20 protein-coding genes are annotated in these 20,475 nt (G+C 35.0%); 1 reads left to right on the plus strand and 19 read right to left on the minus strand.

The window, feature by feature from the left end; all coding sequences use genetic code 11:
• Positions 1–20 precede the first annotated feature (20 nt).
• From BCB69_RS03440 to BCB69_RS03505, 14 genes are all read right to left on the minus strand, one after another.
• Positions 21–1,481, minus strand: a complete 1,461-nt coding sequence (locus BCB69_RS03440) for a TolC family protein (protein WP_069177007.1) — start codon at positions 1,479–1,481, stop codon at positions 21–23.
• 26 nt (positions 1,482–1,507) lie between these two features.
• Entirely contained in the window at positions 1,508–2,656 is a 1,149-nt protein-coding gene (locus BCB69_RS03445) for an MlaD family protein (protein ID WP_069177008.1), read from the minus strand.
• Complete coding sequence (locus BCB69_RS03450; protein ID WP_069177009.1) at positions 2,653–3,417, minus strand: ABC transporter ATP-binding protein; 765 nt, start codon at positions 3,415–3,417, stop codon at positions 2,653–2,655. Before BCB69_RS03450 ends, BCB69_RS03445 begins: the two co-directional genes overlap by 4 nt.
• 17 nt (positions 3,418–3,434) lie before the next feature.
• Positions 3,435–4,199: an MlaE family ABC transporter permease gene (locus tag BCB69_RS03455; RefSeq protein ID WP_022513504.1), complete on the minus strand. Its 765-nt coding sequence runs from the start codon at positions 4,197–4,199 to the stop codon at positions 3,435–3,437.
• 91 nt (positions 4,200–4,290) lie between these two features.
• A complete protein-coding gene (locus BCB69_RS03460) occupies positions 4,291–6,174 on the minus strand; it encodes a SpoIVB peptidase S55 domain-containing protein (protein WP_069177010.1) in 1,884 nt (627 codons plus the stop codon).
• Between the two features lie 22 nt (positions 6,175–6,196).
• The gene (locus tag BCB69_RS03465; protein WP_022513507.1) at positions 6,197–6,487 is read right to left on the minus strand and encodes a DUF2118 domain-containing protein; all 291 of its coding nucleotides are present in this window, start codon (positions 6,485–6,487) and stop codon (positions 6,197–6,199) included.
• Between the two features lie 118 nt (positions 6,488–6,605).
• Entirely contained in the window at positions 6,606–7,700 is a 1,095-nt protein-coding gene (gene mreB / locus BCB69_RS03470) for a rod shape-determining protein (RefSeq protein ID WP_236887167.1), read from the minus strand.
• Positions 7,684–8,943 carry a UDP-N-acetylglucosamine 1-carboxyvinyltransferase gene (gene murA / locus BCB69_RS03475; protein ID WP_069177011.1) on the minus strand — a complete coding sequence of 420 codons (1,260 nt, stop codon included), beginning with the start codon at positions 8,941–8,943 and terminating at the stop codon, positions 7,684–7,686. The genes mreB and murA overlap by 17 nt, the downstream gene beginning before the upstream one ends.
• 178 nt (positions 8,944–9,121) lie before the next feature.
• The gene (locus tag BCB69_RS03480) at positions 9,122–10,177 is read right to left on the minus strand and encodes an elongator complex protein 3 (RefSeq protein WP_069177012.1); all 1,056 of its coding nucleotides are present in this window, start codon (positions 10,175–10,177) and stop codon (positions 9,122–9,124) included.
• Between the two features lie 48 nt (positions 10,178–10,225).
• Positions 10,226–10,732 (minus strand): CBS domain-containing protein, encoded by a 507-nt coding sequence (locus BCB69_RS03485; RefSeq protein WP_069177013.1) that lies wholly within the window; start codon positions 10,730–10,732, stop codon positions 10,226–10,228.
• A 93-nt stretch (positions 10,733–10,825) separates the two neighbouring features.
• Positions 10,826–11,305, minus strand: coding sequence for a 23S rRNA (pseudouridine(1915)-N(3))-methyltransferase RlmH (gene rlmH, locus BCB69_RS03490; RefSeq protein ID WP_069177014.1), 480 nt, complete (start codon positions 11,303–11,305; stop codon positions 10,826–10,828).
• An 88-nt stretch (positions 11,306–11,393) separates the two neighbouring features.
• Positions 11,394–12,950 (minus strand): ribonuclease Y, encoded by a 1,557-nt coding sequence (rny, locus tag BCB69_RS03495; protein ID WP_069177400.1) that lies wholly within the window; start codon positions 12,948–12,950, stop codon positions 11,394–11,396.
• 174 nt (positions 12,951–13,124) lie between these two features.
• Positions 13,125–13,427, minus strand: a complete 303-nt coding sequence (locus tag BCB69_RS03500) for a hypothetical protein (protein WP_069177015.1) — start codon at positions 13,425–13,427, stop codon at positions 13,125–13,127.
• A complete protein-coding gene (locus BCB69_RS03505) occupies positions 13,427–14,134 on the minus strand; it encodes an MBL fold metallo-hydrolase (protein ID WP_069177016.1) in 708 nt (235 codons plus the stop codon). The genes BCB69_RS03500 and BCB69_RS03505 overlap by 1 nt, the downstream gene beginning before the upstream one ends.
• A 142-nt stretch (positions 14,135–14,276) precedes the next feature.
• Between BCB69_RS03505 and BCB69_RS03510 the strand changes: the two genes are divergently transcribed.
• On the plus strand, positions 14,277–14,534 hold the full coding sequence (locus tag BCB69_RS03510; protein WP_069177017.1) for a GNAT family N-acetyltransferase: 258 nt from the start codon (positions 14,277–14,279) through the stop codon (positions 14,532–14,534).
• Between the two features lie 63 nt (positions 14,535–14,597).
• Here the strand turns inward: BCB69_RS03510 and BCB69_RS03515 are convergent, their stop codons facing one another.
• The 5 genes from BCB69_RS03515 to ispG are packed head-to-tail and all read right to left on the minus strand — an operon-like array spanning position 14,598 to position 20,463.
• Positions 14,598–15,254 carry a ComF family protein gene (locus BCB69_RS03515; RefSeq protein WP_022513156.1) on the minus strand — a complete coding sequence of 219 codons (657 nt, stop codon included), beginning with the start codon at positions 15,252–15,254 and terminating at the stop codon, positions 14,598–14,600.
• Positions 15,248–17,368: an SF1B family DNA helicase RecD2 gene (recD2, locus tag BCB69_RS03520; protein ID WP_069177018.1), complete on the minus strand. Its 2,121-nt coding sequence runs from the start codon at positions 17,366–17,368 to the stop codon at positions 15,248–15,250. The genes BCB69_RS03515 and recD2 overlap by 7 nt, the downstream gene beginning before the upstream one ends.
• A gap of 2 nt (positions 17,369–17,370) precedes the next feature.
• Entirely contained in the window at positions 17,371–17,661 is a 291-nt protein-coding gene (locus BCB69_RS03525; RefSeq protein WP_022513819.1) for a chorismate mutase, read from the minus strand.
• Positions 17,662–17,673: 12 nt separating this feature from the next.
• Positions 17,674–19,398 (minus strand): proline--tRNA ligase, encoded by a 1,725-nt coding sequence (locus BCB69_RS03530; RefSeq protein ID WP_022513818.1) that lies wholly within the window; start codon positions 19,396–19,398, stop codon positions 17,674–17,676.
• A complete protein-coding gene (gene ispG / locus BCB69_RS03535) occupies positions 19,399–20,463 on the minus strand; it encodes a flavodoxin-dependent (E)-4-hydroxy-3-methylbut-2-enyl-diphosphate synthase (RefSeq protein ID WP_069177019.1) in 1,065 nt (354 codons plus the stop codon).
• Between the last annotated feature and the right edge of the window lie 12 nt (positions 20,464–20,475).

Here is a 20,475-nt window from a genome sequence, read left to right on the forward strand (position 1 = left end):
CGCTCCCACTTACTATAATTTTATTTTGTATGTATAACCGCTGGAATACCCATTGCTTTCTCTAATGTAGCTATACCAATATTATAATCATATAAAGCTGTAATATAATTAGTTCTAGCTTGGTTAAGTAATAATTGTGCATCCAATACATCTAAATTAATACCAACCCCGGATGTATAGCGAACTGTTGCAATCTTATAAGCTTCTTCTGCTTGTTGTACAGCTGCTTCTGTTGCACGAATTTGTTCTTTAGCTGCAAATACATTTAAATAATTTTGGCGTACTTCTAACTCAATACTTTCTCTTGCTTTAAGCAAAAATTCTTCTGCAATTTTTAAATCTGCCTTAGCTTCCTTTATTTTAGAGTTAGTGGCCCCACCATCAAATAAGTGCCAACTTACACCTCCACCTATAGTCCAGCCTTGATTTTTAAACCCCGGAAAATCTTTGTCATTCCAAGTATAACCACCTGATAAAGATACAGTCGGCATATATCCGGCTTTAGCAATAGATATTCTTTCTTCTGCAATCTTTACATTATATTCAGCTTGAATAAGTTCCCAGCGATACTTTTGCGCCATACCTATCGCTTGTTCCAAAGTGATATCAATTTCCGGTTCAGGAAAATGTTTATCTGTTGTAATAAGTTGTGTATTCATCGGCAAACGCATAATGTTATTTAAATTTGCTTCTGCTACGTCCTTACCATTTTTAGCTGCAATTTCCTTTTCTTTAGCATTAGCTAAAGAAACATTAGAGGACAAAACATCTAATTTAGCAACAATCCCTGCCGCATATTGTTGTTGAACATTAGTAAAATGTCCGGAAAGGTTTCTGACTGATTCTTCGGCTACATCAGATAAATTAACAGCTTGTAAATATTTATAATAAGCTGTAGTTGCACTTAATTTAATATCTGCTTCTTTCTCATATAGTGCAACATGTGCAATATCTCTAGTATATCTTGCAGTATCAATAGCACCTTCTGCTGCCCCACCGGTCCACAACGGCCAAACTACATTAACTCCGTTAGAGTAGGCGGTAGAAAGAAGGCTTACTTGATTCTTCACTTTAGAACGCCCACCATTGAAACTATAAGAGATAGTAGGATTTTTACTGGCAGAGGCTTCGCCTATAGCGGCTTCCGCTTTTTCCAGCTTATATGCAGATAGACGTATATCTCGATTATTATTAATAGCAGTAGCTACTGCATCATGAAGATTAATATTCAAAACTTCCTTATCTTTATTAAATATAAAAGATTGCTCCTCTACAGATAAATTTTTTTGGAGAAGCATATTATTCTCATTAAGTACTCTATTATAAACAGGAAGTTTTTCTTGTTTTTTTAATATATCATTAGTAACTTGCACATTCGTAGAAGTAGGGATCTTGTCTGTTTCAAATGCTAAAGCCTGTTCTCCCATACTCACAGTTAATATAATATAAGATGCTAAGATTGCATACATTTTTTTATTCATAGTATATTCCCAACCTTTCTAAACTATTAATACATATATCCTATTCCAAAGTATTCTCCGCCACCTTCGCGGCTATGAGGGAATATCGATTGGCCAATTACATATACATTAGATGATATAGCTCGACCACCTCTTAATCTGAGTGTTAGATTATTTGGGTCATATATATCCGCATTAAAATTCCAATCTTTATTTTTATAGGAAACTCCTCCTCCAAATTTGCTTCGAATAATTCCTCCATAGAAATCAAATTTAGATTTTTTGTTTCCAACAACAGCATCAACTAAGGAGCCATTACCTAAAGACTCTACACCTAAACGCATAAAGGTGTCTCCACCAATACGTATATTAAAATCAGGAGAAAATTCACTATTTTTTGTATTATATAATAATGTCCCTTGCACATCCAAATGATCTTTACTTGTAAAACTACTTAATTTCCCGGATACCTGTTGTGCCTGCCCTGATAAATTCCTAGCGTTAGCTGAAGTAACAGCTAAATTATCTAATATAGCTCTAGCATCTTCAACTGCCTTTCCATCGCCATTGAATTGATAAAGCAGTGAATTCATTTGTGCTGCCATAGTATCCACTTCATTAGCAATAGCTATACCTTGTTCAGTAAGAAAGGTGAGATTTTGTGTCATAAGATCTACATTTCTTAATGTACTCTTTACTGATCCTTGTGAATTAGGATCTGCCACAATAGCATTAATCCCATTTACCATAATTTGCGCCGTATCAATTAATTTATCAAGCTTATTCATGGCAGTATTAATAGTATTCCCCCCATCTCCATGAATAACTGCACCGGATTTTAATATACCGTTATTTAAATGTCCTCCATTAACTTTGATATATTTCCCACCCATAATACTACTTTCTTGAACAGAAAATTCTGCATCTACAGGAACTTCACTTCCATCATAAAAACGCAAGGTTAATACAGCTTCTCCATTTTTTACCGCTACCTTATCTACACGCCCTACTTCAACTCCTACATAATGAATAGGATTTCCCGGTTCTATACCTTCTGCTTCAGTAAAACAGCCAGTAACCTCAAATCCTTTTTTTCCAAAAAGAACCATAGAGCTCAATTCAAACATCATACCGGAAAACAGAATGATTCCAACAAAAGCAAATGCACCTACTTTAGTTTCTGTTGACCACTTCATCCTGATTCACCTCCCATAGATAAGGATTGATTGAAACTTCCTTTTCCTTGAATAAATTGTTGTATCCTATTATCTTTTGATCGTGTTAATTCATCAGTTGTACCAATGAATAAAAACTGTCCTTCATAAAGAAAGGCAATTCTATCTGCCAAATAAAATGCAGATTTTAAATCATGTGTTACTACAATACTTGTTGTATGCATAACTTCCTGTGTACGTTTAATAAGACAACTGATATCTGTAGCTCTGATAGGATCTAATCCTGCAGTTGGTTCATCATACAAAATAATATCCGGCTCTAATGCAATAGCTCTAGCTAAACTAACCCTTTTTCTCATACCACCGGATAAATTAGCAGGCATTAAATCTTGTATATCATCTAAACCTATCAAATGAAGTTTTTCCTTAACTATTGTGTCAATTTCATTTTCTGAGCACTGTCGATGCTGGCGAATACCAAATGCAATATTTTCTTTTACTGACATAGAGTCAAAAAGTGCAGAATATTGAAATACCATTCCCATATGAATGCGTTGTTCATTTAACGCATCTTCATTCATAAGAGTAATATCTTTTCCATTTATAAAAATCTTACCGGAAGTCGGTTTTATTAAACCTATGATGAGTTTAAGTAATGTTGATTTTCCACTGCCGGATGCACCCAATATTACTAAAGTTTCTTCATTATTGATTTGTAAATTTACATCTCGCAAAATATGTCTATTGCCAAATGATTGATTAAGATTTTCTATTTCAATCATACTTGACTCCTACTCTTTTAAAATAAAAAAGATGACAATAAATAATTAGCAGCAAAAAGCATAACTATGGAATAAACTACAGATTGTGTAGTAGCTTTACCTACACCTTCCGCTCCTGCTGCACAAGTCATCCCCCTATCACATCCAACCAATGCAACAATCATTCCAAAAACAATAGATTTAATAAGTCCGATATAAATATCTTCTGTTCCGCAAAAAACCTGAATAGAATGAAAAAAAGTATATGCCGACACCCCATGTTGAAGTGCTGCAACAATCATAGCTCCAATAATACCAATAGCCACTCCCATAACATTAAGAAGCGGAAGCATCGTCATACAGGCAGCTACGCGAGGAACCACTAAATATGCTACAGGATTTACCGCTAAGCAGCGTAGTGCATCAATTTGTTCCGTAACACGCATAGTCCCTAATTCTGCTGTAATCGCTGCACCACATCTACCGGCTAGAACAACCCCACATAAGACAGGCCCCAACTCTCTCCCGATAGCAATAGTTACAATACCTCCGATAGAAAATGCTGCCCCATATTGTGTTAAAACACCTGCCATCTGAACAGAAATAACCATTCCGGTAAACAATAATGTTAATGCCACTATATAAAAAGATTTTACACCTAATGATAAGCTTTGTTTAGCAGTTTCATGTAAGTTAATTTTAGAAAATTGTTTCACAGTAGATACTAATAAAAGTACAATAGCTCCTAATTGTTGGAAAATATTAAGAGTTTCTTTTCCTAACCAATTCAACATTGTTATCATCCTACTGCTCAACTCCTTAAAATACTTATCGTATAAGTATAACAAATTCTCCTTAAAATAAATAGTTATCTATTAGTTTGTAAAATATTAATTAATCAGATGACTCTTCTTCATTAATTAAATCACTACTTTGCTGTTCTCGATACATTTCAGCAATAAGTTCTTTTTGTTTTTTGACCATTTGCTTCAAAGCTTCTTCTCTTTTATCAGGAGGAAGTACAGTAAACGAAAATTGTCCATCCCCATAAATTACGTAATCAGTATTTACGTAACTTTTAGATGAATTTTTATCCTCATTTTGTTGCGTTTTCTTCTCTCTTTCATGCAAATATTCCGGTTTAGTTATTATCTTTTTTCCCTGAATTTCAGTAGAAGAACCGGATGTTTCATCTTTAGCAATCATACTTACATTCGGATCCAATATTTCAACAACTATTTGATTATTTTGATTTTCATTCAACAATACTTTTTGTAAATGATCAAAATCTTTGTAAACTCGAAGTCTATCTAAAATTTCATCAGACAAATTATATTTTTGTTGTTCAATTAAATAAGGTAAAGGAGTCACTCCTCCTCCACGAATTTCTAAAATCATTTTTCCATAAGGTTGATCATCAGGAACCCTAAAAGTCAGTTCTTTATAAAAAATATCTCCCCGATACGCTTGTAATCTCGCTTTGATATAAATCGTATCACCAGGACTTACTATCATAGGTGTAGCGGTCGCATCTAAAATTTGTGCCGTTTTACGTTCTTTAGTTACACTCATATCTACCTGAATTTGTCGTATATCATATTTTTCAAATCTATTTTCACTTAAAATATCCAATACATTATATATTTCATCTACACTTCTAGAAGAGATATCTTTAGTTGACCAATACATATTACTCTTTTTAAAAGTTTTTTTCTTTATATCTTTAGGATATAGGGAATATGTTAACGAAACAGTCCCTTCTCCTTCTCTATCTATAGTATTGCTTATTGCATTATAAACGGAAGTTGCGGTTAATGTAGGAAGTAGTTTTTCATTATTAATCATTCGAACGTTTAAATCTTTACGAGAATGCAAGTCTTCATCAAAAACAGTAGTATGAAGTGGAATAAAAGAAGGTATACGACCACTAATCCCGCCAATACCTGCACCACGATCTTGATTAATAGTTCCTATCTCCGCACCTATAGACCCTAATTTAAAGGGACTATAAGTGCTTGGAATCACTGTAAAAATATAAGAATTATGCATAAAATAATCAGTATTTCCTTTAGACATGAAAGGATGTCCAAATGCAAGAATATGATCATCATCTACATAAGTCACGGTTCCAATAGCGCCTAATTTTAAATCACCTGTAACCATGGTTGCAGCTACAGAACTACCTGGGACTAACGGCATAGCGGTAGTATCTTCTGAAGAGGATGCTGCTGCATAAGGAACCATTTGAAAATTTTTCATTTTCTTTGTTAAATATTCTAATCCCGAAGAGGAGTATCCGGTAGCCATAAGAGGTGTATTTAACGGTATTAAATCTTTAGACGGTTTCAAAGTATCCACTTGTACTTTATTGTCATCGATTGCCCAAATTTTCAACATGTCTTCAATAGGGGTAACCATACCAATGCGCCCACCTGATTGTGAAAACCCGTAAGCCACTGCCCCCAATAATTTGTTATTAATATAAACAGGACTTCCACTCATTCCATGTGCAATGCCATTAGAGCTATCTATAACCGGACCTGAAACTTTAACTAAAACCAGATCCCCTCCATTAGCTCCCCGATTTTTCATAACACCAAGTACATCTACATCGAAAGTATCAATAGTGGTTCCATGAATAACCGTCTTTCCAATCCCATGCATTCCTTCTTTAACTTCTGAAACTGACATAAATTCAGCAAAAGCCGTTGATAAAACACCCAAACTAAGTGCACAACAAATCATAGCTGTTAATTTACATTTCTTATCCCATTTCATTACAAATATTTCTCCTTTATGGTCATTCAGAAATAACAGCGACTTGATCATTTTGATCAATAATTTGCCCATTTCCAACAGTAACTTCTATAACCACACCATCAACAGTTGCGCGAGCAGCCGGTACAGGCCCAACTAAAGAGTCTACTAATACAAGAACATCTCCTTCTTTTACACGAGTACCTTCCGCAATAACACTTACAGTCTTACCACTTAACACAGACATTTGCGGAACAAAAGCAAAAGATTCTCCCCAAGTAAACATGCTCATAACAAGCCCTAGTAATATAGTAAATTTATATTTATTTTTCATAATAATCCCTCACTTCCCATAATTAGTTTATAAAATCATTTATATATTATTGTACCATTTTTATCCAAATAACTTTAATATTTCTGCTATAAAAAAGAGTGCTTATAAGCACTCTTTTTTATCTTAGATCCTGTAAGGCATCACGGAGGATATTCATATGTTCTAATACAGTTCCTGCACCAATAGCATTTACATACAAAGGATGCTCTACTACATATGATGGTATACCGGTCAAATTAGTAATCATCCTATCCAGCCCCTTAAGCTGTCCTGCCCCTCCACTAATCATAATTCCATGTTCTCGAATATCACCTAAAAGTGCAGGAGGCGTCTTTTGTAAAACATTCCTTACTTTGTGGAAAATATTTTCTAAAAGTGGATATAAGGATTCTGCTACATCCTGTCCGGTAACAGTAATTTTTACAGGAAGCCCTGTAACCAAAGAAGACCCGCAAACTTCTAAAAATTGTTGTTCTTCCTTTATATACCACATAGTCCCTAATGAAATTTTCATTATTTCAGCAGTTTTTCTACCTATCTCTACTTTATATTTATCTCTTACATAAGAAATAATAGCTTGATCCATAGCCAATCCTGCTTGACGCGAGAAATCACTGACTACAACACCATGTGTAGACACCACGGCCACAGATGCGGTTCCTCCACCAACATCAACTACCATAGCACCTTCCATATTTTCAATATTAATTCCGGTTCCTATTAAAGAAGCAATAGGTTGTTCTATAAGAACCGTTTTTCTTGCCCCCATAGTAAATGCCGCTTCTAAAAGAGCTCTACGCTGTACACCTGTAATCCCTACAGGAACACAAATAATCAAACGCGGGTGAAAAAATACTCTTTTTAAATAAGATTGATTAATAATAGAATTCAATAAATAAGCTGTAGACTTATAATCTATAATCGCGCTTTCTTTAATAGGGCGAATAGTATAAATACCCTGAGGAGTTCTTCCTTCCATTTCTTCCGCTTGTGTCCCATATGCAACAAAATCCGATGAATTATGACGCATAGCAACCACCGAAGATTCAGGTAATACAAGTCCTTTGTTTTTAATATAAATAACTACATTTGAACTGCCTAAATCGACTCCAATATCTTCCGCCCCAAGACTGCCAATCCAATCCATTAACGAGCCGGAAGAAGGAATAAATCCTATTTTTCCCTGTGTTCTTGCATTAGTCTTTATCGACACGAACTATGTCAGCTCCCAATCCTCTTAACTTCTCCACCAAATGATCATATCCACGATCAATATGATGTAAATCCCCTATTTCCGTCACACCATGTGCTGCAAGTCCTGCTAACACTAAAGCAGCTCCGGCTCTTAAATCTGTCGCTCTTACAAAAGCGCCTTGTAAAAAAGGAACTCCATGTACAATAGCTTTTCTTCCTTCTACTCGTATGTCCGCTCCCATACGACATAATTCACCAACATGCATAAAACGATTTTCAAAAACGGTTTCTGTTATAGTACTTACCCCGTCACCTACTGTCATCATGGCCATAAACTGTGCTTGTAAATCAGTAGGAAATCCCGGATAAGGCAAAGTTTTTATATCTGCAGATTTAATACGACCTTGGCTAATAATATGTACACTATCTATTTCTTTTTCAACAACAACCCCCGCCTCACTAAGTTTAGCAAGAAGTGGTTTCAAATGTTCTGTAAGTACATTTTCAATAACCACATCGCCACCAACCATAGCAGCTGCAATAATAAAAGTACCGGCTTCAATACGGTCCGGAATAACCGTATGAGATGCTCCATACAAATGTTTAACTCCCTCTATACGGATAACATTAGTTCCTGCCCCTTTAATATTAGCTCCCATACTGGATAGGAATGTAACTAAATCAACGATTTCAGGCTCTTCAGCTGCATTTTCAATAATAGTTTTACCTTCAGCTAATACGGCTGCCATCAAAATATTTTCTGTTGCACCTACGCTAGGAAAATCAAGATAAATAGTTGCTCCTTTTAATCCGTTAGGAGCCAAAGCTTCAACAAAACCGTTCCCAATAGTAATTTCCGCCCCCATGGCTTCAAAAGCTTTAAGATGTAAATCAATAGGGCGACTTCCAATCATACATCCTCCGGGAAGTGCAATTTTGGCATGTCTTTTTTTTGCTAATAAAGGTCCCATCACTAAAAAAGAGGCTCTCATACGACTCATCAAGTCATAAGATGCTTCGGTTTTTGTAATCATAGATGTATCAAAAATCATTTCATTGCCCTTGTGTATAACACTCCCCCCCAAGTACTCAATAACGCTACTAATAGTTCTTACATCTTCCAAATTAGGAGCATCAATAATTGTAGCGGGACTATCGGGAAGTAATGTTGCAACAATTATTGGTAATACTGCATTTTTCGCACTGGATACACATACGCGTCCATGTAAAGGACGACCGCCTTTAATAACTAATTTTTCCAAAAGGAACCACTCCTGTATTTAAATACTTATTTGCTTTATATACTGATAAACTGACATTATATTAATCAAAAGTAACTTTAACTCTATAAACATATATAAAAATTCATATGTATCATAGCAAAGTTCTACAGTCATTTCAAGAATTATCATTATTACACATTATATCATTAATATACTGTCAATATGACTTAGTTTTTAATCTATAGTTCTCATCAATACATACCACAAAAATGTTCTCCCCCACACAAACATGAACAATACCTTGTGGTAAGGATAATTCTTCCCTACAAATAATACTCTTCTTAACTAATTGTTCATATTGTATCCAAGATTTACGATGTTGTCCCATTATTTTAGAACGATCACGAGGAGAACAAATAATTTCAGCATGTTCTGCATGGATTATGAACGGTTTAATCTGATGCATAGCAATATATTGATCAACCATTTCCCCCATAGCCGGATGATAAGGTCCTCCAAGAATAGCATCTCCCATATTTAATTCTTCAGTAGCTTGCAATCCTATGCGAATAACTTTGATATGGTGACGATTATACCATCGTTTTAAGAATGCCGCTTTTACAACCGCCTCATGAATAGAAACAGGACGATAAGCCTTCTGTGCAATCATTTGTCCTAAAACAGTTCCCTTTAATGCTAATACCGGATAAATCCTAATAAAATCCGGTTTTAAAGCTACACCTTTTCTCGCGGTACTTCTTAAAGAGGCATAGTCTTCCCCCGGAAGCCCAATCATAAACTGTAACCCAACTATAAAATGATGTTTTTTCAATAAACTCACTGCATGAACAACATCTTCTGCCGTATGACCTCGTTCTGCAGTAAGTAAAATATTATTATCTAAACTTTGTACGCCTAATTCTACAGTAGTTACCCCATAAGTAGATAACAATTGCAAGATGTCTTCATTAATACAATCAGGTCTAGTTGATAATCTGATAGCATGTATTTTCCCTTGTTTCAAGGCCTTAAAAGCAGGCATTAATAACGATTCAATAACCGGAACAGGAAGTGCAGTAAAAGAACCTCCATAAAAAGCAGCTTCCCAAAATCTATCAGAAGAGCCGGATTCTATATAGGAATCAATGGTTTTCTTTATTTCATCAGCTTCTACCGAAGTACTTCTTCCCGTAATCCGAACCTGATTACAAAAAATACATTGATGAGGGCATCCTAAATGTGGAATAAAAAGAGGAATAATAGAATGTTTCATTATATATATAACAAGAAAAAGCGAGATGCATCCCGCTTTTTCTCTCCTTTAATCATGACTATTTTCTTTATCTTCATTAATGTTAACTTCATTGGCTGCAATAACAGATAGAATATCATGACGAGTCACTACACCAACTAAACGATTTTTATCGTCAACAACCGGTACCGTTTTTAAATGCTCATCAATCATTAACGTAGTAATAGTTTCCATTTCAGTTTCAGGTGTTACACATCGAACATCTTTGGTCATAATTTCACTAGCTGTTGTTGCCAATAATTTTCTAAATGATTTTTCATAATGACCATAGCCGCAATAATATACACTGGCACCTAGCACATCCAAGTATTGTGGTACATAGGGTCTTACTTTTTTATATAATAAGTCTCCTTCAGATACAATCCCTAACAATAAATTATCATCCCCTGTAACAGGAATAGCATCCATATGATGGGATACAAATAAATGAATTAGTTCATGTATTGTACACTCAGCCGGAACAGAAAACACATACTTGGTCATAAAATCTTTTGCTCTATACGTTTTATTTTCCATAACATACCTGCACTTTCTGTAACAAAACTTCGTATACTATATATTATATCGTATTTTAAAGATAAAGAACAATATATAAGAAGGAACTCAGTTCTATAAATGATATGGCTCATTTTTCATAATTTTCATAGCTCTATAAATTTGTTCTACAGTAATAAGCCGAGCCATTTGATGTGTTAATGTAATCTTCCCTAAACAAAAACAGCAATCTGCCCTTTTTCGTAATAAATCACTATTACCATAGGGACCACCAATAATGAAACAAAAGTGGCTATATCCGGTAATCATACGTTGCGCCATCCATTTAGAAAATTCCTCTGAACTTAACGATTTACCTTTCATATCCAATAAAACAACACAAGCACTATCAGGTATACATTTCAACAATTTAATTGCTTCTTTATCTAATATTTGCATAAGTTCCGCAGATGACGGTCGACTCCCTATTCGTTCTTCCGACAATTCTATAAATTCAATTTTACCGGTAGTTGCTAATCTCTTAGTGTATTCCGCAATACCTAATTTCATCCAAGACTCTTTTATTTTTCCAATTCCAATAATAGAAAATTTCATGTTGATTCGTATAATACTCCATAATTAATAATAACTATTATTTCTATATCTTACTATACATAAAAATAGAGAAGCGAATATCGCTCCTCTATTTTGCATAATCAGTTGCTCTTGTTTCTCGAATAACCACTACCTTAACTTGCCCCGGATATTGCAATTCATTTTCAATCTGTTGCGCCACATTATGTGAAAGTATAACAGCTTCATCCTCTGTAACCTTTTCCGGTTTTACCAGAACACGAAGTTCTCTACCCGCTTGAATAGCATAACAATTTTCAACACCTGAATAAGATTTAGCAATATCTTCCAATTTTGTTAATCGTTTAATATAGTTTTCAAGAGTTTCTCTGCGAGCCCCAGGTCTTGCAGCAGAAACAGCATCTGCTGCCGCCACTAAAACAGATTCTACATACTGAGCCTCTACATCACCGTGATGAGATGCAATAGCATCAACAACTCCGGCAGGTTCATGATAGCGCTTAGCTATTTCAACACCTAATTCTACATGTGTACCTTCACGTTCCCTATCAACCGCTTTTCCTATATCATGAAGAAGACCTGCACGTTTTGCTATATCAATATTAGCGCCAACTTCCGCTGCCAATACTCCGGCAAAATAAGCTACATCAATGGAGTGTTGAAGTACATTTTGTCCATAACTGGTACGATAACGTAACTTCCCTAAAGTCTTTATTAACTCAGGATGAATACCGCGAATACCGCATTCCAATACAGCGGCTTCCCCTGCTTCCATGATAGCTTTTTCTACTTCTTTCTTAGCTTTTTCCACGACTTCTTCGATACGTGCCGGATGAATTCGACCATCTTTAACTAAAGCTTCCAATGCTACACGAGCAATTTCACGTCGTACAGGATTAAAACAAGATAGGATAACCGCTTCCGGCGTATCATCAATAATTAAATCCACACCTGTTAAAGTTTCTATTGCTCTAATATTACGACCTTCGCGACCTATAATACGCCCTTTCATTTCCTCATTAGGTAAGGAAACTACAGAAACCGTTGTCTCAGAAACTGTATCTGCTGCATTTCGTTGAATAGCTGCAGCAAGAATCTTTCTTGCCACTTGATCGGAGTTCATCTTAATATCGTTTTCAGCTTCTCTAATTCTTACTGCTTTTTCGTGAGTTAAATCTGCATCTACTTTATCAAGAATTAATGTTCTCGCTTCACTTTGTGTCATTTGTGAAATTTCTTCTAGCTTCGCTCTTTGTTCTGCATATACTTTCTCTACTTCTTCTTGCTGTGTTTGTAACAGATGTGTTTTTTTATTTACGTCATCTTCACGTTCTTCTACTAGAATACTTCTACGTTCTAAATGCTCCTCTTTCTGAATCAACCGCTGTTCATACTTCTGTAATTCATCACGTCGTTCACGATTTTGTTTTTCCACATCTTCACGAAGTTTATGAATTTCTTCGCGAGTTTGCATCATCGCCTCTTTCTTTAGATTCTGAGCTTCCCGAGATGTATTATCCAATAATCGCTGCGCATCGATAGCAATCTGTCTTGCTTTTTCTTCTGCCGATTCTATTTTAGCCTCTGCTAAGCGTTTTCTTAGTATATATCCTATACCGCAACCGATAAGACCGGCTACGAGAAAAGTAATACACATAAAAAGCATTATTTTTCCTAATTCCAAAGACGTCACCTCTCTTTCTTTTCTCGATTTTTCTATAAAAATTTCATATAAATAAATAAGCGTGCCCATCCCACCTTGAATAGGGCACTAGGTTAATTTTAGAATTTTGTCATTTTATTGTCAAGATAATACCGATATATCTCTTTATTTAAACCTTTAATTACTTCTTCCTCCCCCTAAAAAGGACCAGATAAACAATGCTGCAAAAGCAATCCATGATATAGTAGAAGACATAATTCCTAATTCCGTCAAAATATTAATAACTGTTAACCCTAACATAAATAAAGAATTAGCTCTGACATCAATAAAAGGATCTCTTCTAAACAAAAAATATGAAATCGCTAGAATAAACAAATTAATTCCAATGACCCCTTCTATAAAAAAATATCCTGGAATTATATTTAAAATAAAATTACCACCTATCATTGTCAATAAAATCAATAACCATGTTGTACTCATTACATATCTCCTCTATACACTTCTCCATCACAAGACGGTACCCAAATCGGTACATCCGGAAATCTCCATATAAAAGAATAGGAAGGATGCCATTTTTCCCCGGATGCATGCATGGGAATCAATAATTTCTTAACTTTCACAACTTCCATAAATTGACGTACGCCCCATTCTCGTGCGACTTCTTGTCTTGCATCTACAGGAAAAAATAATAAATCAACTTGTTTTCCTATAAACTTTTTAAGTTCTCTAAAATATAAAGTGCGAGCAGATAAATTATCTCTATCGCCGGCCCCCGACCAATGCCACCAATTTAAATCACCTGCATGAAATAAGGTGATATCTTTATGTTCAATCCAAAAAGAGCCACCTATATCCGTCGAACCGAACATATTCACTTCCAATGTAGACGTTACAACTTTTTCTCCTACACTCATAAAACAAACTTTTCCTAGATTCTCTTCCGGGAGTATACAATCTTTATGTATAAAGTATTGTTCTACTTTATCCGAAAACCTAGAAATTTCCGGATTAAAATGATCAAAATGCATATGCGAAACAAAAAAATAAACTTTCTTAGTTGTTTCTGCAAGCAGTGAATCTACACGTTGTTCAGGATCTTGATAGTAATCAAAAATCAAAATACAGTCTTCTAATTCCACATAAAACCCACTATGATTTAAAAAACCTATGGTATATAATTTTTTCATTTTTTCTCCCTAAATGAAAATTTTTAGTTTTAATAAATAAAATATTTCCTTGCTTAAAATCCGAAAATTGCTAAAATGAATAGCAATATATATTATTATATCAAAACTATATGTTATTTCTTAGTACAAAAGGAAAACTTTTATGAATATTCTACATAATGTTCGTTTTAATAAATTTTATGTACAAAACCATATGGATTGCTGTCTTACATATGAACTAAAAGGACAAGTTTGTATCGTAAAACATACTTTTGTACAGGAGGAACTTAGAGGTCAAAAAATTGCATATGAACTCACATCTAAAATTTACCATTGGGCAAAACAAAATCATTTTATCATACAATCAGAATGTAGCTATATGACTACATGGTTAAAACGTTATTCTCATATTTCAAAATAAAAAAGCATTATGAAAAATAATGCTTTTTTATTTTGATTAAACCATATTATTCATGACAATACCTTACTTAGCATTACTTGCAATAACCATTCCTATTACTCGCTTTGCCCCCACACGTTTTAGTTCCTTTGCCGCCATTTTCAAGGTAGCTCCCGTTGTATAAATATCATCTAAAAGCAATATCTCTTTCCCTTTTATATTAATATATTTATTAACATGAAAAGAATGTTTTAGATTTTTTATACGTCCTATTCTGGAAAGCATGGATTGTGGGTATGTATTTCTCAATTTAACCAATCCGTCCGGATAATAAATTCGTCCTTGTAGCTCCATCCATTTCTGAAATAATATATCCGTTTGATTATAACCTCGTTCTTCTTTTCTCTTTTTTGACAAAGGAATAGGTATGGCAATAGAAAAAGATTCTAAACTATTCCACCAAGGAAATTTTTTAAGTAACCCCCAAAAAGAACGGAAATCTCTTTCTCTATGTCCGAATTTCAACTGTATAAGATACTTTCTCATGTATCCGGTATAGTTAGTAAGTGTATAACATCCATCTAAATCTGTTGTTTTGGACGAAATAAGCATTCTAGGATACCAAAAAGAACGAACACAATGCTCACACCAAGTTGACATTTCACTCGAAGATAATTTACCACAGCCAAGACACCTTGACGGATAAACAAGTTCCATAAGTAGTTTTAAAAAACTTAGCATTGTACCTCTCCTTTTAATAAAGGTAAAAACAAACTGCATCGTCCTACGGATTTATAATTTTTTATTGCTTGATAAAGGGTATTCTTTGTACTGATAAGTATAGTTTTAGCTTTAGCACGGGTAATCCCTGTATATAATAAATTTCTTTGAAGCATCCTGGCTTGCGAAGGAAGTAGTATCATAATCACAATTTCATATTCACTACCTTGACTCTTATGTACAGTTACTGCATACGCCAATTGTAAATCTTTCTTTTCTTCACCTTCGTAAACGACTTCTTTATCGTCAAAAGAAATAAATATTTTATTATCATTTACCGCCCATACTATACCAATATCCCCATTATAAACCCCTTTTTCATAATTATTACGACGCTGCATTACTTTATCGCCAACGCAAAATCCAAACTCATTTATCTCTTTTTCACTATGCATAAGAGCCTGTATGCGACGATTAATATGATCAACCCCACAAATACCTTTATACATAGGCGATAGGATTTGCATCTGCAATTTATTTTTTTCAATATATTGATACTCATCACAAAATTTCATAAGTGCATTAAAAGCTTCTTCTTCTGATGAAACTTCTTTTAAGATAAATGTTTCATTATCAGAAATAGGTTCTTTCCCTTCACGAACTCTATCTGCATTAACGATAATACTACTACCTTCTTCTTGCCTAAAAATATGATGAAGTGTTACTACGGGAACAATCCCTGATGCAATTAAATCTTTAAGAGGCGCACCTGCTCCTACCGGTGGTAACTGATGAATATCACCAACCAATACTAATGTAGCATTTTCTTTTAGTGCACATACCAAATGATAAAACAAAGGTAAATCTATCATAGATGCTTCATCTACGATAATAATATCTTCTGTCAAAGGTTCCCATTCATTCTTTCCAAAGTATGGATTCTTTTCTCTTGCTTCCGACTCTAACGCTTTATGAATAGTATCTGCATTACATGCACTCATTAAAGCTAACCGCTTGGCAGCTCTTCCGGTAGGTGCCATAAGGTGTACAGTCTTATTATGCTGTTCAGCTGCCATAATTAAAGCTTTAATAAGAGTGGTCTTTCCCGTACCCGGACCTCCTGTAATTACAACAACACCTGCATTCATAGCTGATTCAATAGCATTTTTTTGTTCATCTGCCAATAATATATGATTCTTTTCTTCAAATTTTGAAATAGAAAGCTCCACCGAGCAAAATTCTCTACTTTGCAACAAAGCTTTAATTCTATCAGAAGCCTCTACTTCTGCTTCATATAAAGATGGTAAATATAAAAATAAAGTATCTTCAAATCTGCAGCAAGGAATTTCTCCTAGTTCTATACTTTCATAACAAACAGAACACACCGTTTCTTCATCAATCCTTAATAAAGTAGCTGTTTGGTTACAAACAATCGACAGAGGTCCGCAACAATGTCCCATAGTAACAAAATGTGAAAGTGTATACATAATACCTTGTACTATTCTTTGTTCAGAATCTTGTTTCACCCCTTGATATAAAGCAATTTTATCAGCTTCTTTAAAACCGACTCCTCGAATATCCTGTATCATGCGATAAGGATTTTCTTTGATAATCTGCTCTGCATTATCCCCATATACTTTTTGTATTTCAACCGCTATGTGTGTGGATATATCTACCCTTTGTAATAATAATGCTATATTATTAATATTTTTTATTTGCCGATACGATTCCTTTATTTTACATAATGTTTTTTCTCCAATTCCTGAAACATGTAACAAAGACTCTATATCATTATCCATAACAGACAAGGTTTCTTTTCCAAAGCAATTTACTATTTTTTCAGCAAGAGATTCTCCAATTCCATCAATAATACCTGACGACAGATATCTTTGTATTTCTGCAGAAGTTTCCGGTTTTGCAACTTCTATAAATAGCGCTTTAAACTGCATGCCAAAACGAGGATGCTGAACCCAGCATCCTCGTAAAATAACAGATTCTCCCTGTGTAGGTACACCTAAAGAGCCGGTAACTGTTATATGACGTCCGCTTTCTTTTTCTGAAAGTTTAAAAACAGAAAAAACTCTATCCGGACTCGTATATACAATTTTATCTATTACCCCACAAAGTTCTTCCATTTTTATATTCCATTTCTTTTTTGTATAGACTGCTGTACACGCTTACTGATATCCATAAGCAGACGATACCATTTTATAAAATGTGACTTATCAATGGTTTTCTGAATGACTGAAACTACTTGCTCAATATTTTCTTCTTCTCTACGTGCATCATAAATAGGAACTTCCGCTTTTAGTTTAGATTCACCTATTAAACGGCATAAATGCATCCTCTTTTCAAAAAGCTTAACCAATTCTTTATCAAGTTCTCTAACTTCATTTCTCAACCCGGATAAATCACGTTTTGTTTCCATGATGGTCCTCTTCTATAAATTCTTCTCGCGTAATTCATTTAAAATCGTAACAACCTTTGCTTCACATCCAACAAATGGAATTTCAATCACTTCACCACTACGTCGAACTTTAATTTCTACGGTTCCGGATTCTTTCCACTTCTTCCCTATGGTTATACGAACCGGATATCCGATTAAATCTGCATCTTTAAACTTAACTCCTGCTCTATCTTTCCTATCATCAAGAACAACTTCATCATTTTCATCATTTAATGCCTCATAGAGTTCTTGTGCTGCATTCATTATTTCTTCATCTTTAGTATTAGCAGGAATAATAACTACTTCATAAGGTGCAATATTAATTGGCCAAATAATACCATGTTCATCATGATTTTGTTCAATGGATGCTGCTACTGTGCGTGTTACACCTATACCATAGCACCCCATAACCATCGGTTGCGATTTACCATTTTTATCTAAGAAAGTACATCCTAGCTGTTCGCTGTACTTGGTCCCAAGCTTAAACACTTGTCCCACTTCAATCCCTTTACGCATCTCAATAGGACCACCACCAACGGGACATACATCTTCTTTGGTAATAAGACGGATAGTATCTACTCGCACATCTCCAAAATCACGTTTAGGATTAACATGCACATAATGCTTATCAACTACATTTCCACCACAACAAGCATCTTTCATTTCCATAACGGTCTTATCTACAATGATATCAAATTTTTCACTTCCGGTAAGATTGATAGGACTTATATATCCTGCAGTAAGTCCGCATGCAATTAAATCTTCATCGGATGCCATAGAAACATTTACAGCGTTGTAAATATTTTGTAAACGCACTTCATTCACTTCGTGATCACCACGAACCAATGCCAATACAACAACCTCGTCCAATTTATAGACTACTGCTTTAATAGATTGTTTAATAGAAATATTTAAATAATCACATACCATTTCAATTGTATGCTTCCCCGGTGTAGCTACCAATTCCTTTTCTCGATCATTAGTTATATCAGAGTAAAGGGTATTGGGAATAACCGCTTCTATATTAGCTGCAAAATCACATTCTGTACCATATACAATATCAGCTTCCCCTGCATCTGCCAGTACTTCAAATTCATGAGAACCGCTACCACCAATAGCACCTGTATCAGCAATAACAGCCTTAAAAGTCAGCCCACAGCGAGTAAAAATTTTAGTATATGCGTCATACATCAATTGATACTGTTTATCAAGTCCTGCTTCATCCTCATCAAAGGTATACGCATCTTTCATAATAAACTCGCGACTTCTCATTAAACCGAATCGAGGTCTCTTTTCATCTCTATACTTATTTTGTATTTGAAAAAGAGAAACCGGTAATTGCTTATACGATGAAGTATCCATATGTGTAATAGCCGTAATCAATTCTTCATGTGTAGGTCCTAAACAATATTCATGTCCATGTCGATCTTGCAGCTTAAACATTTCCGGTCCAAAAACATCCCATCTCCCGGTATCTCTCCAAAGTTCTGCCGGTTGTACAATAGGCATCAACATTTCTTGACTGCCAACCTTTGCCATTTCTTGACGAATAATATTTTCAACCTTCTGAATAGAACGAAAAGCCAGTGGTAAAAAAGCATAAAAGCCGCTTGCCACTTTTCTCATCATACCTGCTTTAAGCATATACTGATGACTCACTACCACTGCATCAGCAGGAATTTCTCTCAATGTGGGACTATATAATCTGGATGACAACATTTAATTTTCTTCCTCCATTTCATACTTTTCGATTTCTTCCATAAGTCTATCTATCAATTGCTCTTCAGGCACACTGCAAATAACTTTTCCTTTACGGAAAACATGTCCAAAGCCTTTACCGCCGGCAATACCGAAATCCGCTTCTCTAGCTTCTCCCGGTCCATTAACTGCGCACCCCATAACAGCAACTTTGACCGGCTTTTTAAATTTTTTTATTTTTTCCTCTACAGCTTTAGCCATTTCAATAAGATTAACCTGTGTTCTACCACAAGTAGGACAAGAAATAAGTGTAGGTCCATACTGTCTCATTCCGACCATACTTAAAATTTCTTTAGCAGCAATGACTTCTTTTAAAGGATCGTCCGTTAATGATATTCTTATCGTATCGCCTATACCATCTAAAAGCAAAGCCCCGATACCAATAGCAGATTTAATAGTACCTCGATACAAAGTACCTGCTTCAGTAACACCCAAATGAAGTGGATAATTTAGTTGCTCCGACAACAAGCGATTCGCTTTAACCATCATAGGAACATCTGTTGCTTTAACGGAAATAACAATATCATGAAAATGCTCCTCTTCAAGAATCTTAACATGCCTTAAAGCTCCTTCAACCATTCCTTCTGCGGTAGGATGTCCCCCATATTTATCCAAGAGTTCTTCGGGTAAAGAACCTGCATTAACACCAATTCGAATAGGAATATGACGTTCTTTTGCTTGCGTAACGACTTTAACTACATTTTCTCTTTTGCCGATATTACCCGGGTTAATACGAAGTGCATCAATACCCGCATCTATAGCGGTTAAAGCCAATCGATAATCAAAATGGATATCTGCCACTAAGGGAATAGAAACTCGTTGTCTTAATTCTTTTAAAGCTTCTGCCGCTTTTCTATCGGGTACAGCCATTCTGACAATATCAGCACCTTCTTTAGCTAATGCATTAATTTGTGCCGCTGCATAAGCAGTATCAACCGGACTGAAGGTACTCATTGATTGCACCGCAATAGGCGCACCTCCACCAATTTTAACACTGCCAACTGTCACTTGCCTTGTTTTCTTCATATCGTCACCTTT

This window comes from Dialister pneumosintes, assembly GCF_001717505.1.
Taxonomy (GTDB): domain Bacteria; phylum Bacillota; class Negativicutes; order Veillonellales; family Dialisteraceae; genus Allisonella; species Allisonella pneumosinta.

Bases quoted from the DNA above. Each gene is read 5' to 3' on its own strand.
- BCB69_RS03450 (WP_069177009.1), bottom strand. From the start codon at position 3,417: ATGATTGAAATAGAAAATCTTAATCAATCATTTGGCAATAGACATATT.
- BCB69_RS03445 (WP_069177008.1), bottom strand. From the start codon at position 2,656: ATGAAGTGGTCAACAGAAACTAAAGTAGGTGCATTTGCTTTTGTTGGA.
- BCB69_RS03465 (WP_022513507.1), bottom strand. From the start codon at position 6,487: ATGAAAAATAAATATAAATTTACTATATTACTAGGGCTTGTTATGAGC.
- rny (WP_069177400.1), bottom strand. From the start codon at position 12,950: ATGCTTTTTATGTGTATTACTTTTCTCGTAGCCGGTCTTATCGGTTGC.
- BCB69_RS03505 (WP_069177016.1), bottom strand. From the start codon at position 14,134: ATGAAAAAATTATATACCATAGGTTTTTTAAATCATAGTGGGTTTTAT.
- BCB69_RS03530 (WP_022513818.1), bottom strand. From the start codon at position 19,398: ATGTTGTCATCCAGATTATATAGTCCCACATTGAGAGAAATTCCTGCT.
- BCB69_RS03525 (WP_022513819.1), bottom strand. From the start codon at position 17,661: ATGGAAACAAAACGTGATTTATCCGGGTTGAGAAATGAAGTTAGAGAA.
- BCB69_RS03455 (WP_022513504.1), bottom strand. From the start codon at position 4,199: ATGATAACAATGTTGAATTGGTTAGGAAAAGAAACTCTTAATATTTTC.
- BCB69_RS03440 (WP_069177007.1), bottom strand. From the start codon at position 1,481: ATGAATAAAAAAATGTATGCAATCTTAGCATCTTATATTATATTAACT.
- BCB69_RS03480 (WP_069177012.1), bottom strand. From the start codon at position 10,177: ATGAAACATTCTATTATTCCTCTTTTTATTCCACATTTAGGATGCCCT.
- recD2 (WP_069177018.1), bottom strand. From the start codon at position 17,368: ATGGAAGAACTTTGTGGGGTAATAGATAAAATTGTATATACGAGTCCG.
- BCB69_RS03485 (WP_069177013.1), bottom strand. From the start codon at position 10,732: ATGGAAAATAAAACGTATAGAGCAAAAGATTTTATGACCAAGTATGTG.
- BCB69_RS03510 (WP_069177017.1), top strand. From the start codon at position 14,277: ATGAATATTCTACATAATGTTCGTTTTAATAAATTTTATGTACAAAAC.
- BCB69_RS03515 (WP_022513156.1), bottom strand. From the start codon at position 15,254: ATGCTAAGTTTTTTAAAACTACTTATGGAACTTGTTTATCCGTCAAGG.
- BCB69_RS03500 (WP_069177015.1), bottom strand. From the start codon at position 13,427: ATGAGTACAACATGGTTATTGATTTTATTGACAATGATAGGTGGTAAT.
- ispG (WP_069177019.1), bottom strand. From the start codon at position 20,463: ATGAAGAAAACAAGGCAAGTGACAGTTGGCAGTGTTAAAATTGGTGGA.
- BCB69_RS03460 (WP_069177010.1), bottom strand. From the start codon at position 6,174: ATGAAATGGGATAAGAAATGTAAATTAACAGCTATGATTTGTTGTGCA.
- rlmH (WP_069177014.1), bottom strand. From the start codon at position 11,305: ATGAAATTTTCTATTATTGGAATTGGAAAAATAAAAGAGTCTTGGATG.